At 59.2% G+C, this 13,923-nt stretch carries 12 protein-coding genes and 2 pseudogenes; 7 read left to right on the top strand and 7 right to left on the bottom strand.

Going from position 1 to position 13,923, the window contains the following annotated elements; all coding sequences use genetic code 11:
• Window positions 1-12: 12 nt before the first annotated feature.
• From WM42_RS04015 to WM42_RS04005, 3 genes and pseudogenes are all read right to left on the bottom strand, one after another.
• Window positions 13-1,017: pseudogene (locus WM42_RS04015) on the bottom strand (FecCD family ABC transporter permease).
• Window positions 1,017-2,009 carry a FecCD family ABC transporter permease gene (locus WM42_RS04010; protein WP_062035782.1) on the bottom strand — a complete coding sequence of 331 codons (993 nt, stop codon included), beginning with the start codon at window positions 2,007-2,009 and terminating at the stop codon, window positions 1,017-1,019. Before WM42_RS04010 ends, WM42_RS04015 begins: the two are co-directional and overlap by 1 nt.
• A gap of 4 nt (window positions 2,010-2,013) precedes the next feature.
• Window positions 2,014-3,049 (bottom strand): annotated as a pseudogene (locus WM42_RS04005) (iron-siderophore ABC transporter substrate-binding protein).
• Window positions 3,050-3,271: 222 nt separating this feature from the next.
• Here WM42_RS04005 and WM42_RS04000 point away from each other — a divergent pair.
• The 6 genes from WM42_RS04000 (at window position 3,272) to WM42_RS03975 (ending at window position 9,069) form a co-directional block, all read left to right on the top strand.
• Window positions 3,272-4,609, top strand: coding sequence for an MFS transporter (locus WM42_RS04000; protein ID WP_235591313.1), 1,338 nt, complete (start codon window positions 3,272-3,274; stop codon window positions 4,607-4,609).
• A 102-nt stretch (window positions 4,610-4,711) separates the two neighbouring features.
• On the top strand, window positions 4,712-5,638 hold the full coding sequence (locus WM42_RS03995; protein ID WP_062035781.1) for an exodeoxyribonuclease III: 927 nt from the start codon (window positions 4,712-4,714) through the stop codon (window positions 5,636-5,638).
• A 55-nt stretch (window positions 5,639-5,693) separates the two neighbouring features.
• Window positions 5,694-5,885: a hypothetical protein gene (locus WM42_RS03990; protein WP_005527974.1), complete on the top strand. Its 192-nt coding sequence runs from the start codon at window positions 5,694-5,696 to the stop codon at window positions 5,883-5,885.
• Window positions 5,886-5,982: 97 nt separating this feature from the next.
• Entirely contained in the window at window positions 5,983-7,002 is a 1,020-nt protein-coding gene (gene trpS / locus WM42_RS03985; RefSeq protein ID WP_062035780.1) for a tryptophan--tRNA ligase, read from the top strand.
• Between the two features lie 96 nt (window positions 7,003-7,098).
• The gene (locus WM42_RS03980) at window positions 7,099-8,181 is read left to right on the top strand and encodes a YhjD/YihY/BrkB family envelope integrity protein (RefSeq protein ID WP_062035779.1); all 1,083 of its coding nucleotides are present in this window, start codon (window positions 7,099-7,101) and stop codon (window positions 8,179-8,181) included.
• 51 nt (window positions 8,182-8,232) lie between these two features.
• The gene (locus WM42_RS03975) at window positions 8,233-9,069 is read left to right on the top strand and encodes an RDD family protein (RefSeq protein ID WP_062035778.1); all 837 of its coding nucleotides are present in this window, start codon (window positions 8,233-8,235) and stop codon (window positions 9,067-9,069) included.
• Here the strand turns inward: WM42_RS03975 and WM42_RS03970 are convergent.
• Entirely contained in the window at window positions 9,038-10,324 is a 1,287-nt protein-coding gene (locus WM42_RS03970) for a D-alanyl-D-alanine carboxypeptidase family protein (protein ID WP_062039127.1), read from the bottom strand. The two genes, WM42_RS03975 and WM42_RS03970, sit on opposite strands and share 32 nt — an antisense overlap.
• Before the next feature lie 40 nt (window positions 10,325-10,364).
• Here WM42_RS03970 and WM42_RS03965 point away from each other — a divergent pair, with 40 nt between their 5' ends.
• Window positions 10,365-11,249: an amidohydrolase family protein gene (locus tag WM42_RS03965; protein ID WP_235591312.1), complete on the top strand. Its 885-nt coding sequence runs from the start codon at window positions 10,365-10,367 to the stop codon at window positions 11,247-11,249.
• A gap of 99 nt (window positions 11,250-11,348) precedes the next feature.
• Here WM42_RS03965 and WM42_RS03960 read toward each other — a convergent pair whose 3' ends face one another.
• From WM42_RS03960 to WM42_RS03950, 3 genes are all read right to left on the bottom strand, one after another.
• A complete protein-coding gene (locus tag WM42_RS03960) occupies window positions 11,349-12,587 on the bottom strand; it encodes a hypothetical protein (protein WP_062035776.1) in 1,239 nt (412 codons plus the stop codon).
• Window positions 12,588-12,655: 68 nt separating this feature from the next.
• Window positions 12,656-13,591 carry a C40 family peptidase gene (locus WM42_RS03955; protein ID WP_062035775.1) on the bottom strand — a complete coding sequence of 312 codons (936 nt, stop codon included), beginning with the start codon at window positions 13,589-13,591 and terminating at the stop codon, window positions 12,656-12,658.
• Window positions 13,588-13,872, bottom strand: coding sequence for a hypothetical protein (locus WM42_RS03950; protein WP_062035774.1), 285 nt, complete (start codon window positions 13,870-13,872; stop codon window positions 13,588-13,590). Before WM42_RS03950 ends, WM42_RS03955 begins: the two co-directional genes overlap by 4 nt.
• Between the last annotated feature and the right edge of the window lie 51 nt (window positions 13,873-13,923).

The following is a 13,923-nucleotide window of genomic DNA, read 5'->3' as shown; positions in this document are numbered from 1 at the left end:
GGCGACGGTGTCCTAACGGTTGGTACGGGTAAGCAAATAGATAAGGAAGGGAGCGCCGAGCGCACCGGTGACGACTCCGACCGGATAGCGGGTGCCGAAGAAGTATTGTCCGGCCATGTCCGCAGCAAGAACTAGGATGGCACCGATGGCACCGGCGGGAGCGATCATCGAAGGTCCCTGACGGAAAAGCCGGGTGGCGATTGGCCCTGCCATAAATTCCACGAATGCAATGGGGCCTGTCGAAGCGGTGGCCACTGCGATGAGGATGACCGCACCGACAATTGCCGTAACGCGTACAGCGTTAAGGCGGAGGCCGAGTCCGACGGCGAGGTCGTCGCCAAGCCGTAGCACGTTGAGTTTGTGGCCGAGCATAACCATGACCGGCGCGATGACTACTACCGCCACGAGGAGGGGGAGGCCACGCTGCCAAGACATGGTGTTGAGTGAGCCCGTAATCCACCGTGTGGCCGTGGGCAGGTCATAGGACGGTGCTTTCGATAGCACGAAGTTCGTCCAGGCCTGCAAGATTGCGGCCATACCGATGCCGATGAGAATCAGGCGGGTGCCGGTAAAACCTGACTTGAGCGACGACAAATAGATGGCTCCGGCAACAGCGAGGGAACACAGCAGCGACTAAATCGAGACTGTGGTTTGGGAAGCATTGAAAAAGACGATTGCCGTAATGCCTGCGGCTGAGGCGCCGGAGGAGATGCCGATGATATCCGGCGAGGCTAGCTGGTTGCGCAGCATGGTTTGGAAGGTCACACCGGCGATGCCGAAAGCGATTCCTGCAGCCACGGCCACGGTGGCCCGCGGCAGGCGTAGTTCGCCGACGGTAAAGGAAGCGCCGGGAACGGTCTCTCCGAGTAAGACCTGGAGGATCTTCTGGGGGCCGTAGACGGTCTCGCCAAACATGAGTCTGGCGGCCCACAACACTACGATGAGAGCGATGAGCGCGCTAAGGCACCAGGCAAAAGAACGAGTGCGGGCACGGCGCTGCTGCTGGAGTGTTTGCATTAGAGATCACGCACCTTTGTGCGACGGACGATCCAAATAAACAATGGCGCTCCGATAAGCGGGGTGAGGATTCCGACGGCAATCTCGCTGGGGCGTGCGACGACGCGGCCCAAAGTATCGGCTGCGACGAGCAGGAAGGCGCCGGCGAGGCCGGTCATCGGCAGGAGAAGTCGATGGTCGGTTCCTAGGGCCATGCGCATCACGTGAGGGACGATAAGGCCCACAAAAGCGATGGGGCCGGCGAGCGCCGTGGCCGTGCCGCACAAGATGACTGCCCCGACAACGGAGATTAGGCGCGCACGCAGGACGTTGATGCCGAGGCCGGTGGCGACGTCGTCGCCAAGCGCAAGTGCGTTGAGCGCTGTCGAACAGGCCAACACGATGACAAGACCCAGCACTAGGAAAGGCAGGGCCATAGCGATATGCGGCCACTGGGCGCCGCCAACGGAGCCAATTTGCCAGAAACGGAACTGGTCCATGACATCGGTGCGGGGCAAAAGCACGGCGCTGACCAAGCTCGAGCAGGCCGCGGCTGTAGCGGCGCCGGACAGCGCGAGCTTTAGGGGAGTAGCGCCTCCGTGGCCTAGGGAACCGACGAAATAAACAAACGCCGCGGCCGCGAAAGAACCGATGATGGACACAATCATCGTCGGAACAGGGCGCGAGAGTCCGAAGAACGCGATACCCACGACCACAGCGAGGGAAGCACCAGACAGGATGCCGAAGATGCCGGGGTCGGCGAGGGGATTGCGGGTCATGGCTTGCAACGTGGTGCCCGACATGGCGAGTGCAGCTCCGACGAATAGTGCCAAAACGGTGCGGGGCACGCGCAAGTAGGCGGCGGCCTCACTGGCGGTGGCAGTGGAACCGCTAAGCGCTGAGAGGGCGTCGGATAGGGAAATCGTGCGCACGCCAAACATGACCGAAGCCACCACTGCGGCAACAGTGGCGGCCAATAGTCCGATGCTGACGGCGGTCTTTTTAGCCGTCATGGAATTAGCCCTGCAAACCGGAGTTCAAGCGCTCGAAGTATTTATCGATACCCCATGGAATAGAAAGCGGAGATTGGTTAGCAGAAGCACCGAGCGGGCCGTTGTCGAGGAATACAACGTGGCCAGCCTTTACGGCCGGAATTTTGCCCTTAAGCGGATCCTTTTGCATTTCCTCCAAAGTCTTCTTGTCATCTGCCGCGTTGCCGGAGGAGTAGGCCACGACGAGATCGACGTCGTTGAATTCTTCCGGCTTTTCGGCCGAGACCTCAACCCAGAACTGCTTCGCGTCTTCGGAGTTCTTCTCTACGATGTCCGGGGTTCCGAGACCGTGTTCAGCAAGGAAGCCCATGCGCGGATCCTCAGTGGTAAAGAAACCAATCTTGGAGGCGTCAGTGGTGCCGCCGAATGCGGTGAACAGGAGCTTCTTGTCCTTTAAGTCTGGATATTTGCTCAGGGCCTTTTCGGTTTGTTTATCGAGGTCGTCGACAAGCTTTTTGCCTTCGTCTTCCTTGCCGATGGCCTCAGCGTTCATCTCCACCATCTCTTCCATGGACGTAGCCCATGGAACATCGGGGTAGGCTACGATGGGAGCGATCTTGGACAGCGTGTCGTAATCTTCCTGCGTCAAGCCAGAGTAGGAGGCCAGGATGACGTCCGGCTGGGTATCGGCGACCTGCTCGAAGGGGATGCCGTCGGTTTCATCGAAAAGCGTCGGGGGTTCAGCACCGAGCTCCTTTAGCTTTTCTTCGGTCCACGGCATGATGCCGTTGCCGTTGTCATCGCCCCAGGTGGACTTGGACATGCCCACTGGTACAACGCCAAGGGCTAGGGGGGACCTCGTGGTTAGCCCAGCCAACGGTGGCTACGCGCTCAGGCGCCTTCTCGATAGTGGTCTCACCGAAAGCGTGCTCGATGGTGACGGGGAAAGCGGCCGAGTTCGCGTTGTCTGCAGAGGAGACAGACTCGTTGCTGGTCGATTCTTCGGACGAGCAGGCGGTGACGCTGAATAGGGTGGCTGCCGCTGCGACGGAGGCGATGATGCTTTGTGCACGTACGAGGGGGAGATCTCCTTGCTTGGTGGATCAGCAGTGATTACTGGATAAGGTATCCTGTTCTAACTTAGGCAAGCCTATTACACAACGACTATGTTGCGTAATTTCTGCGGTGTGAGCTTTGGCATAAAAGTCCGATGGTGTGGGAATAACCCAGTTCAGTCTCTCTGACTTACGCACACCGTCTGCCCCGCGCTAAGGTCTCCGCACGTGAAACCTGTCTCTTCTACCGCCGCGTCCGCCGATAGTTCGCGTCCCGATGCTTCGCCTGCCGATGCTTCGCCTGCCGATGCTTCGCGTGCCGATGCCTTGCTTGCCGACGCCGCACCCAAGCCCCGCGTCCCCCGCCAAACCGAGATTTCCAATGCCCGCCGTACGCTGGTGACCCTCGCCCTTGCGCTGGGTGCGTTTTCGATTGGCACCACCGAGTTCGTGTCGATGGGCTTGCTGCCGCTTATCGCAGGTGACTTTGGCATTACGGAGGACGCTGCCTCGACGCTGATTTCGGTCTACGCGCTCGGCGTTGTGGTCGGTGCGCCGGTGATTTCTGCGGTAACGGGCAAACTCCCGCGCCGTCGACTGATCATTTTGCTAATCGCATTTCTTCTGGTTGGCAACCTGCTGACGGCACTGGCGCCAAACCTGGCGACGTTACTTATCGCCCGTTTTATTGCGGGCTTGCCGCACGGCGCTTATTTCTCCGTGGCTAACCTCTCGGCTGCGGCGATGGCGCCGAAAGGCGCTCGTGGTAAGGCGATGGCCGCAATCGGCATGGGCTTGGCCGTGGCCACGGTCGTCGGCGTGCCAGCAGCCCAAGCACTGGGCCAGAGCTTGGGTTGGCACGCGGCTTACTTCATCGTCGTCCTGCTCGCGCTGGCGACGATGATTCTGCTGTTTTTCCTTTTCCCACACATGACTCAGATGCCTTCGACGGATATCTCCACTGAGCTGGGCGCTTTGAAGAACCTGCAGGTATGGCTTTCTGTCATCATGGGCATCGTCGGCTTCGGCGGCATGTTCGCCGTCTACACCTACATCACCTGGACGATGACCGAAGTTGCGGGAATGCCAGAGCACTGGACCTGGGCGGTGCTGATGATTTACGGCATCGGAATGACCATCGGCAACGCTGTAGGCGGCGCGCTTGCTGACCGCAACACCGAATACTCCATCGTCTGCGCCCTCCTCTGTTTGGTTGCGACCTCGCTCATCTTCTTCTTCGGCGCCCACAATCTGTGGGTGGCCGCCACCGCGTTCGGTTTCCTAGCCTTCTTCGGCTCCGTCCTTATCCCATCACTGCAGCTGCGCCTCATGATTGTCGCCGGCGATGCCCAGACCCTGGCTTCCGCGCTCAACCAGTCCGCGTTGAACATCGCGAACGCCACGGGCGCGGCTTTGGGCGGACTCGTCGTCGGTGCGGGCTTTGACTACAACGCCACCTCGCTTGTCGGTGCGGTGCTCGCATCGGGCGGTATCGTCGTCTGGTTCATCACGCAGGTAACCGCCAAGCGAAGCGGTGTTTATAGCAAGATCATCGAACAAAGCTAGAGAGGCTATGAGCTCTCAGGCATCCACCGGCGCTGGCGGGCACGGCACTAGCCGCGGTGGCGGTTGCGGTTTGTCTGCTCGCGCGTAAGTAGACTGGCGCGCATGACTTTTACTATCGCAAGCGTTAACGTCAACGGAATTCGCGCCGCCTGCAGGCAGCGCAATGAAAACAACCCAGGCATGAATGCGTGGCTTGCTGAGACTGCTGCGGACGTCGTCCTCATGCAGGAAGTCCGTGCGAATCCGAAGGAGACGGAGAAGGCGCTTGCCCCAGCTTTGGAGGCCGGCTGGCACCTCGAGCAGGCAGAGGCTGCCGCTAAGGGGCGTGCGGGCGTGGGAATCTTGTCGCGCACGCCGCTTAGCGACGTCACCGTTGGCTTCGGTTCCTTCCTCGATGCCGGTCGCTTCATTGCGGCTACCGTTAAGGACCCAGAGGGCAAGGACGTTCGCGTGGCGTCGCTGTACCTGCCTTCGGGCGATACGGATTCGCCAAAGCTCGATGAAAAGTATCTTTTCCTCGACGAGTTCTCGGGCGTGTTGTCTGAACTGGCAGAGGCTTACCCGCAGGCGGTTATCGGCGGTGACTGGAATATCTGCCATCGCGCGCAGGATCTGAAAAACAACAAGGCCAACGAGAAGAAGTCGGGCCACCTGCCGGAAGAGCGCGCTTTCATGGATCACGTCTTTGGCACCTTCCCGGACGACGCGCCGCAACCGAAGAAAGGGTTGGGCGATTACCTGGGCGTCGTGGAGTATGCGACCAAGACTGACTGGTCCACCCGCGTGCCGGGGGAGGAAGACGTCAAATGGTACGACGTTGCAAGGCGCTTGGCGCCAGAGGCTGATGGTCCATATACCTGGTGGACCTATCGCGGCCAGGCTTTTAACAATGACGCAGGCTGGCGCATCGACTATCAGGCGGCGACCAAGGACTTGCTCTCCCGTGCAGAAAAAAGCTGGGTGGAAAAAGCACCGAGCGTGGAGGAACGGTGGTCCGATCATTCCCCTTTGCTGGTGCAGTATCGCTAAGCGGTGCTAAGCTGGGTCAGGCTTTAAACCCTTAAGTTCGTATACGGAGAACCTAATGACCCGCGCAATTATTTACTTCGTGCTCGGCGCCGTACTGCTCGGCCTGGGTATTTGGTGGTGGACCATCGTAGGTCCGTCCTTCGCCTTCCTGGCTCCTATTATCCTCCAGGGCGTCGGCGGCGCGTTCATGGTTGCAGGTTGGGCAATCATGCTCGACATTCACTCGCCAACCTCCCGCAAGCTTTAAAGCCTGCGCTTTTGATGCCTCTTTCCTGCCTTTGGGGAAGGGGCATTTTTGGATCTCTTGGGTGCGCGTTGCAGCTGCCGGGGTAGAGTGAATAACCATGAATGAGCAGAATCCATCCCGCGTACTGTCCGGTATCCAACCCACGGCTGATTCCTATCACCTGGGTAACTACTTGGGAGCGCTGAAGCAGTGGATCGATCTGCAAAACGGCTACGAGGCCTTCTACTTCATCCCTGATCTGCACGCGATTACCGTCGAGCAGAATCCGGAGGAGCTGCGCAACCGCACCGTCGCGGGCGCCGCACAGCTTATTGCGCTGGGCATTGACCCGGAAAAGTCCACGCTTTTTGTTCAGTCCCACGTTCCGGCGCATACGGAGCTGACTTGGGTGCTGCAGTGCCTGACCGGTTTCGGCGAGGCCTCCCGCATGACCCAGTTCAAGGACAAGTCTGCAAAGCACGGCTCGGATCGCACAACGGTTGGCCTTTTTACCTACCCAATGCTGATGGCAGCCGATATCCTCCTGTACTCCCCGGATTACGTGCCGGTGGGCGAGGACCAGCGCCAGCACCTGGAGCTGACCCGTAACCTGGCGGAGCGTTTTAACAACAAGTACGGCGAGGTTTTCCGCGTTCCGGAACCATTCATTCCGGAAGGCGCTTCGAAGATCTATGACCTGCAGGAGCCGACTTCGAAGATGTCGAAGTCGGGAGATAACCCAAAGGGCCTTATTAACCTGCTGGATCCACCTAAGACTTCCGCGAAGCGCATCAAGTCTGCGGTCACCGATGACTTGGGCGTTGTAGCCTTCGACCGCGAGAAGCAGCCGGGCGTGTCCAATTTGCTGGTCATCCAGTCTGCGCTCACGGGCGAGAAGATTGATGCACTGGTGGAGAAGTACGCCGACAAGGGCTATGGCCACCTCAAGGTGGATACCGCCGATGCGCTAGAGGCGTTTACCACTCCTTTGAAGTCGCGCTATGACGAGCTTATGGCGGACCGCGGCGAGCTGGAGCGCCTGCTGGCTAAAGGCGCAGAGGCGGCTTCGGAGATCGCAGAACCGCTCGTGGAGAAGGTTTACGAGGCAGTCGGATTCCTCCCCCGACTGCGCAAATAATCGCTAGCTAATCTGCGCGGTGGTGGTGTGACACGCTAACCTGGGTAGTCCGAACTTATTTGTGAAAAACTCATACGTGAAAAGGACATGTTGCCCGTGGCTACCACCACCCAAACAGACTCTTCCAAGACGGACGACTACGGCATCGAGCGCGCCTACGCTGATGACCCAGGTCCGGTAGACAAGGTGCGGGATAAGTCGCCTTTTGTCGACCACATCATGCGCATGCTGGGCCGCTACGGCGAAAATGGCGGCAACCAGTTCGCCGCCGGCATCACCTATTTCTCAGTGCTGGCAATATTCCCGCTATTCATGCTTACAGTGGCAGGCGTCGCAACGGTCTTGGCGAACCGCCCTGACCTCATGCAGCAGGTCCAGGATTACATTTCCAACTCCGTATCCGGCGACCTTGGTGGCACCATCAACGAGGTCCTAGAAACCGCCATCGCCCAGCGCGGCGCGATGTACGGCATCGGTGGCCTTACCACTCTCTGGTCCGGCTTGGGCTGGATGAATCACCTGCGTATCGGCATTTCTGCGATGTGGGATAAGGACCCGAACGAAACCCAGGGCAACTTCTTTACCCAAAAATTGAGCGACCTTCTGGGCCTAATCGGCCTGCTGGTGGCGCTCATCATCGCCTTCGGCGTTACCGCCGCGGGCTCGTCCGGTCTTACTCAGCAAATCTTTGACAAGGTCGGCATCGCCTCTTTCCCGGGCATGGACGCCGTGATCTTCCTGGCCGGTATTGCCCTCGGCCTGCTGGCGAACTTCCTCGTGTTCTGGTGGATGATCGTCTTCCTTCCACGCACAGAGGTCCCTACCAAGTCCGGCTTGAAGGGCGCGGTAATCGGTGCGGTGGCATTCGAGGCCATCAAGCAGCTTTCCACCGTGATCATGTCTTCTGCCTCCGGCAACCCCGCGGGTGCGGTATTTGGTCCGGTTATTGTGCTTATGGTCATGATGTACCTCGTTTGGCGCGTCGTACTTTATGTCTCCGCGTGGACCGCCACCACCGAAGAATCCATGGAGTTGGCGGAGCCACCAGTGCCGGAGCCTGCCGTGATCCGCGTGCGCAATGAGGTCAAGAGCGGACCGTCGACTAGCGTGACCCTCGGTGCAGGTGCGGCGATGGGTGCTGTGGTTGCTGGCATCGCGGCACTGCTACGTCGGAAGTAACATTTCCCGTCCCCGACACTATAATTTAGGCTCTGATTTAGACTACTTATTATGACTCCAGAATCCTTCGCGCCGAACCTGTACGAGCACTTTTCCCTCGACCATCGCAGCACTTCCCGAGAGCTGGGAATCTTGCTTGCTGCCAAGGACGCGCGTCTGGAGCAGATGGGCTTCGAGCTTGGCGACGACCGCCGGCAAGAAGCACAGATTGCCCACACAATCTTGTCTAACCCGGAAAACCGCGCCACCTACGATCAGGGCTTGGAGGATAGTTTCCAGCCCACTTGGGCGCAGCTGAGTGAGCTTGCCGCTTACGGCGAGTGGCCGGCGCAAATGCAGCGCCCACAGCAGCCTTATGGATTCGCTCCAACCGCGCAGGCCCAGGCTTCGCCTTTCGATCCTTTCGCGCCGCAGAATAAGGCGGCCGCTCCGGCACCGTTTAGCCCGTATCAGCCAGCGCAAGTTAACGCCGAGCGCCCGTTGGGCAGCACCCGTGCGCTGATGGCTATTGCGGACCTCGTCCTATGCGGCATGGTTTCTACTCCGATTGCGGCAATTAGTGCGGGGGCCTCGGAGCTGTCGATGTCTCTTATCTTCGGGCTGTGCACGATTTTGTACTGCGTAGGCTTCGAAGTTTCATGGGGCGCAACGCCGGTAAAGAAGCTGTTGGGCTATGAGGTCCGTGACCGGACTTCGGGTGACAAGCTCAGCGTTGTCCAGTCTTTGAAACGGCAGTGGTGGCGCGTTGTCACCCTCGTTCCAGGGTTGGGTGGGGTAGTCAGCTTCTTCGCCGCGATTTTCTACGCCACCACTATCAATCAGGAAAATAGTTTACTCGGTGCGCACGATAACCTCGCTAACGCCGAAGTAGTGAAAAAGCAGCGATAGCGATAACCAGCAAGGCCACTGCTGCAGCGATGACCCAGCCGGCCCAGCCCTCGATTTTCTCGAGGGCTGATTTTTTAGTTTCGGGGGCCTGTTGCGTGGTCTGCGGTGCGGGGCGAGGAGTTTCTTTCTGCGGGGCGTCGCCAAGCTTGCCGACGCCCGAGCCAGCCGGGACTTTATACGCGGCGTCGAGAAGCATCTGCGCCTGCTGCCACGCGCGGAAGCCGTGCTCGACGGTGGTATCTAAGATGACGGCCTGCAGGCGGCGGCCATCGCGGTCGAGTGCACCAACGAAAGTGTGGTGAGCGTCTTCGGTGTAGCCGGTCTTACCGCCGATTCCGTGGGGATCGTTTAAATAAAGGCCGTTGTCGTTCCATAATTCGTAGCCGGGAAGTTCGCCCCAGCCAGGAAATTTGACGTGTTCGGTATCGACGATGCGGGCGAAAGTCTTATTTTGGAACGCAGCGCGGTAGATGATGGAGATGTCTTCCGCGGAGGTGGACATGCCGGCTGAATCGAGGCCCGAGTAGCTTGCCGCGTGGGTGGAGCGGGTGCCGAGCTTCTTCGCGAGCGCGTTGACTTTGCGTAGGGCCTTCTCATCGCCGCCAACTTGGCCGGCGAGGGCGTGGGCGGCGTCGTTGCCGGAGGCCATCAGTAGGCCCTCGAGGAGTTGTTCAACGGTGTATTCGCCGTCGGGGCCGATACCTACGGCGGAACCTTCGACGGATGCATCTTCCATGGTGGCTTTGACTTTTTTGTCGAGGGGGACTTCCTCGATGACCACGAGTGCTAGAAGGGCCTTGATGATAGAAGCCGGCCGGTAACGGCCGTGCGGGTCTTTCATGGCGATGATCTCGCCGGTGTCTAAGTCGCTGACCATCCAAGCGGAGGCGACGACGTCCTTATTGAGATCGAATCTTGGGGCGGCGGTGACACCACAGCGCTGCGTGGATTCGACAGGCGGCAGGGGAGTTGGGGTGGGTTGGCCCGGCGCGAGACGCTCCGAGGTGGAGACAGGCTCTCCGGGGCTAAGCGAATGGGGGCAGTTATCGGTGTTCGGCGCTTCGGTGCGGATGGACGAGGATTCGGCGTCCGTGCTCATTTCTGCGGCGTCTGCGTTGGTCTCGGCGCCTTCAGCGTTCGACTCAGCGTTGGAGTCAGGTTTGGACTCTGCGGGTGCAAAGTCTTGGGCCGAGGCAAGCGGAGCACTAGCGACGAGGCAGGCGGAAGCGAGGACGGTAGCGATAACGTATTTCATGGCATGGAACATCTTAAGCACAGTGCCTAGGATGTGTCTTATGCATGACGCACCATTAATCAGCCCAGAAAATAAAGATTCCGCGCCGGAGCTTATCGCTCGTCTACCCAAGGTCGAATTGGATGCGGTTTTCGCGCCGGAATCTTTGCCCGCAGATAGCGCCGCCTTGACCGCGGCGATGCGCGAATATGTTCAGGAATTGGCCGCGGCGAACGTGGTGTATGCAGAGATTCGTTTCGACCCACAGGCATTTGCTTTTGGTGCGGAAGCTGCGCTCGAAGCAGCGACAGCCGGCCTTGATGTTGCCGGAATTGATGCGCGCTTGTTGCTGACCAACGCCCCGCAGTCCGCCAGCGCCCGTTTGGGCTCGCAGGTCGTCGGTTTTGTGCTGGAAGGCGAGAGTGATCCGCAAGTTGCTGCGGACCTGCGCGCGAATTTCGTGCCTTTCGTTGTTGATGTTCGCGGCCTCGAATTCGAGGCGGTTGCTGCTGCTGTGCAGGCCGGTGCCACTCGTTTGGCGCATGCGACCCAGCTGCCGGATGATTTCTCCGCCGATCTCGAGGGCATCCAGCCAGGAACGGTCTCGAGTTGGATTCGGGATCGCCATCTGGCAGCTACCTTTGAGCCACTGTCTTTTGCGGAATTCAGCGACCATCCGCTGCCGCTGCTACAGCAGCTGGGCTTTACCTGTGCCGTAACCGCCGGTTCGGGCAATCTCAATGAGGTGTTCCTGGCCTTAACCGAGCACTTTGGCTACGGGTTGGAGGAGTTCTTCGATTTGAGTGTGAAGGCGCTGGAGAACTCGTTTAGCACTGAGGAGGAGCGTCAGCACTTGCTGGAGACTGTCATCCTTCCCGCATACGAGGAGCTTTCTGACCCTGAGCTTGCAGGACCGGACACCGAAGAGTCCGTCGCCTCGGAATAGTTCCCCGGAGCAGCCGGCGAAGTAATGCCAGCACAAGCAAAAGACCCTGCATCGTAAAGGACCCTGCATCTTGCGATGCAGGGTCCTTTCACGTTGAGGCTAGAAGCGGGAGAAACGCTTGATGAGCATTTCCTCTAGGCCCTTCCATGCCTCTGCGTGGTGGTTATAAGGCTTCGAGGGGACGTAGCCTGCGTGCTCGGTAGAGCCCAGCATGTAGCCCAAGTAATCCTGGAAACGTGGGTTTTCGAGCATGTAGGAGTTAATAGAGTCGTCGCCAGCCCAGTCTGCGGCGTCTGCGCAAACCTCGTAGCAGCGGCCCATCTGGTCTTGGTCGACTGCCTCGGGGCCCTTCTCGATATCGCGGGTAAGCCCGTTGAAGGTGTACTGATTATCCGGGTGAACGCTAAGCTCTAGCTCGCCGGCGTTGGCCGCGGAGACGAGTTCCTCCCAGGTGGAAACGCGGGCAAGATCATGCTCGTCGTTTTCCATAATCCAGCGAACGAGAGTCTTCGGGGAGTTGAAGGTGAAGATTTCGCCCCACTTGCCCAAGAACACGGGTTTGCCGTCTAGGTAGGTGCGCAGCGTATAAACCGACTTCATGTCTGCGGTGATTTTGACCGGATCGATGCCCGCCGCAGCCCATGGGGAGTTGTCATATGGGTCCGCTGCCGCCGCCGCAGCTTTGCGTGCCTCTGCCTTTTCTTTTCGTTCCTTCTCGGCCGCCGCGGTTGCGGTTGCGATGCGCTTTTCGGCTGAAGCGACTTGCGCCGAGTCGAACTCGGAAGAATCTACTACCTTGACGTTGGAATCGAGGTCCTCGATTACTTTCTTCCAGTTAGCAAGGATTACGCGGCCTACACCAGACCATTCGCTCATGCCTTGCTCGCCCGCATAGTGGTCTGCACCGCGCGGGACGTTGCGCAGGATGGAGTGGGAGGCGAAGAAAATCACGGTGTGCTCGGCGCCGGCTACGTTAGCGAGAGACTCGGCGACCTCTAGGCAGCGAGCAACCGCGCTAACGTTTTCGTGGCTGGGGCGGCCAGCTAGGTGCGCCGGCATTCCGATGAGATCGAAGACTTCCTTCTTTGCTGGGCTGACGCGGTCTTCGGCACGCGCATCGAACTCGGACCACTGTGGATGGTCGAGGAGATCATGGTGCTTTCCGGACTCCAGGTAGCACAGCATCTCTGCTTCGGAGTTGAAAACGAGGACTGATTCCGCGTCCCCCAAAAATGCCTGCCACTCAGAGCCATTCTGGCGCCACTTTGGCGCCCATAGGGTGTAGAAATCGCCCTCGGTCAAGGAGAGCTGGACTGGAACAATTGCGCGTGTGCTCATGGGCAAACAGTCTACCCAAACACTTTAGATTCGCCGTATTCGCATATCCCGAGTCCAGCGAGATGCTTTTAGCCGGTGGGCCGCCAAAAGCCCTTGAAGGCCATACCCATATTGCTGGTGCGTAACGGACTCGTCTCCACTGGGCTGCCAGCTTCAATCATCTCGCCGCCGCCTTTGTACATCGCGACGTGCCCGTCCCACACCACGAGGTCTCCCGGCTGGAGCTCATTTGCGCTGACCTGCCTGCCCACGGTCTGTGCTTCCGCCGTTCGCGGAATCTCCACGCCCGCCTGGCGCCACGCCCATTGGGTAAGACCGGAGCAATCGAAGCCGCCGCTACCCGTACCGCCCCAAACATAAGGCGTACCGAGTTTGCTCATCGCCGCAGCGACTGCGGCCTTGCCTTGCTCGCTTCCCGCACCTGCGCTGGAAGAACCCGCCGCCTGTGCTGCAGCTGTAGATGAAAGCCCGGCGACCGGCTTAACCTCGCTTGGTTTCTCACTATTTCCCGGCGCTATATGCGGCTCGGCAGGCTCAGAGCTGCGGCCATTGACAGTCTTTTCCACCGCGCGCCGGGCAATGGGCAATAGCGGCTGCGCCGCCGCCAACAGTTCGCTCAAAAGCTGTTTTAAGCGCGCAAAAGCCTGTGCCAGATGGGACGCGATCAAACCTTGTATGTGCGCCCGAGCTGCCGCATTGATTGCCGGGTTCGGAACGAGCATCCCCAAAGCCACGGGGGCGGCCTTGGTCAACAGCGAGATTCCAATACCAATGAGGTCGCGGCCTGCAGCTTTAATCAGTTGTTGCGCCTGGGATACCGCGTTTTCGATGGTGGTGCGGTCTTTTTTAAGGACATTCGCGGCGTCGAGAAGCTTGGAAGGGTCACCGTGTGCAATCTCTGCCAGCGCCGGGACAGTCTCTAAATCCGGGACCTTTGGCAGGTCTACCGCCGGTAGCGCAGGAGGAGCCATTTGCGAAATCTGCTTTACCGCTGCCTCAATCATGAAAGAACACCTCCCAGATGAGCGGCAGCCGCAGAATCAGCGGCGTCCGCCTCCTCTGCCATGGCTACCGACGCCGCGGCTACCTCTTCCATATCCGCGCGCAGAGATTCTGTGCGGGAGTTGAGGTTGGCAACGGCGTCACAAAGATGAGCACCAAATGCAGAAAGTGAACCGTCAGGTATATGCGGAAGTGGAGGAGTGGTCTCTTGCGTGGCGGCAAAAAGTTCGCGGGCTAGATGTCGGGTGAGCTCGGTATCAATCGTGAAAGTCGTCATGGTCATTTGGACTGCCCCAAAACCCAAACGGTTCCCAAAAGTTCTAAAGTGGGAAAC

Source organism: Corynebacterium simulans (genome assembly GCF_001586215.1).
GTDB classification, from domain to species: domain Bacteria; phylum Actinomycetota; class Actinomycetes; order Mycobacteriales; family Mycobacteriaceae; genus Corynebacterium; species Corynebacterium simulans.
The sequence above is the reverse complement of the archived record's forward strand: the minus strand, read 5'-3'. Positions and strand labels throughout refer to the sequence as shown.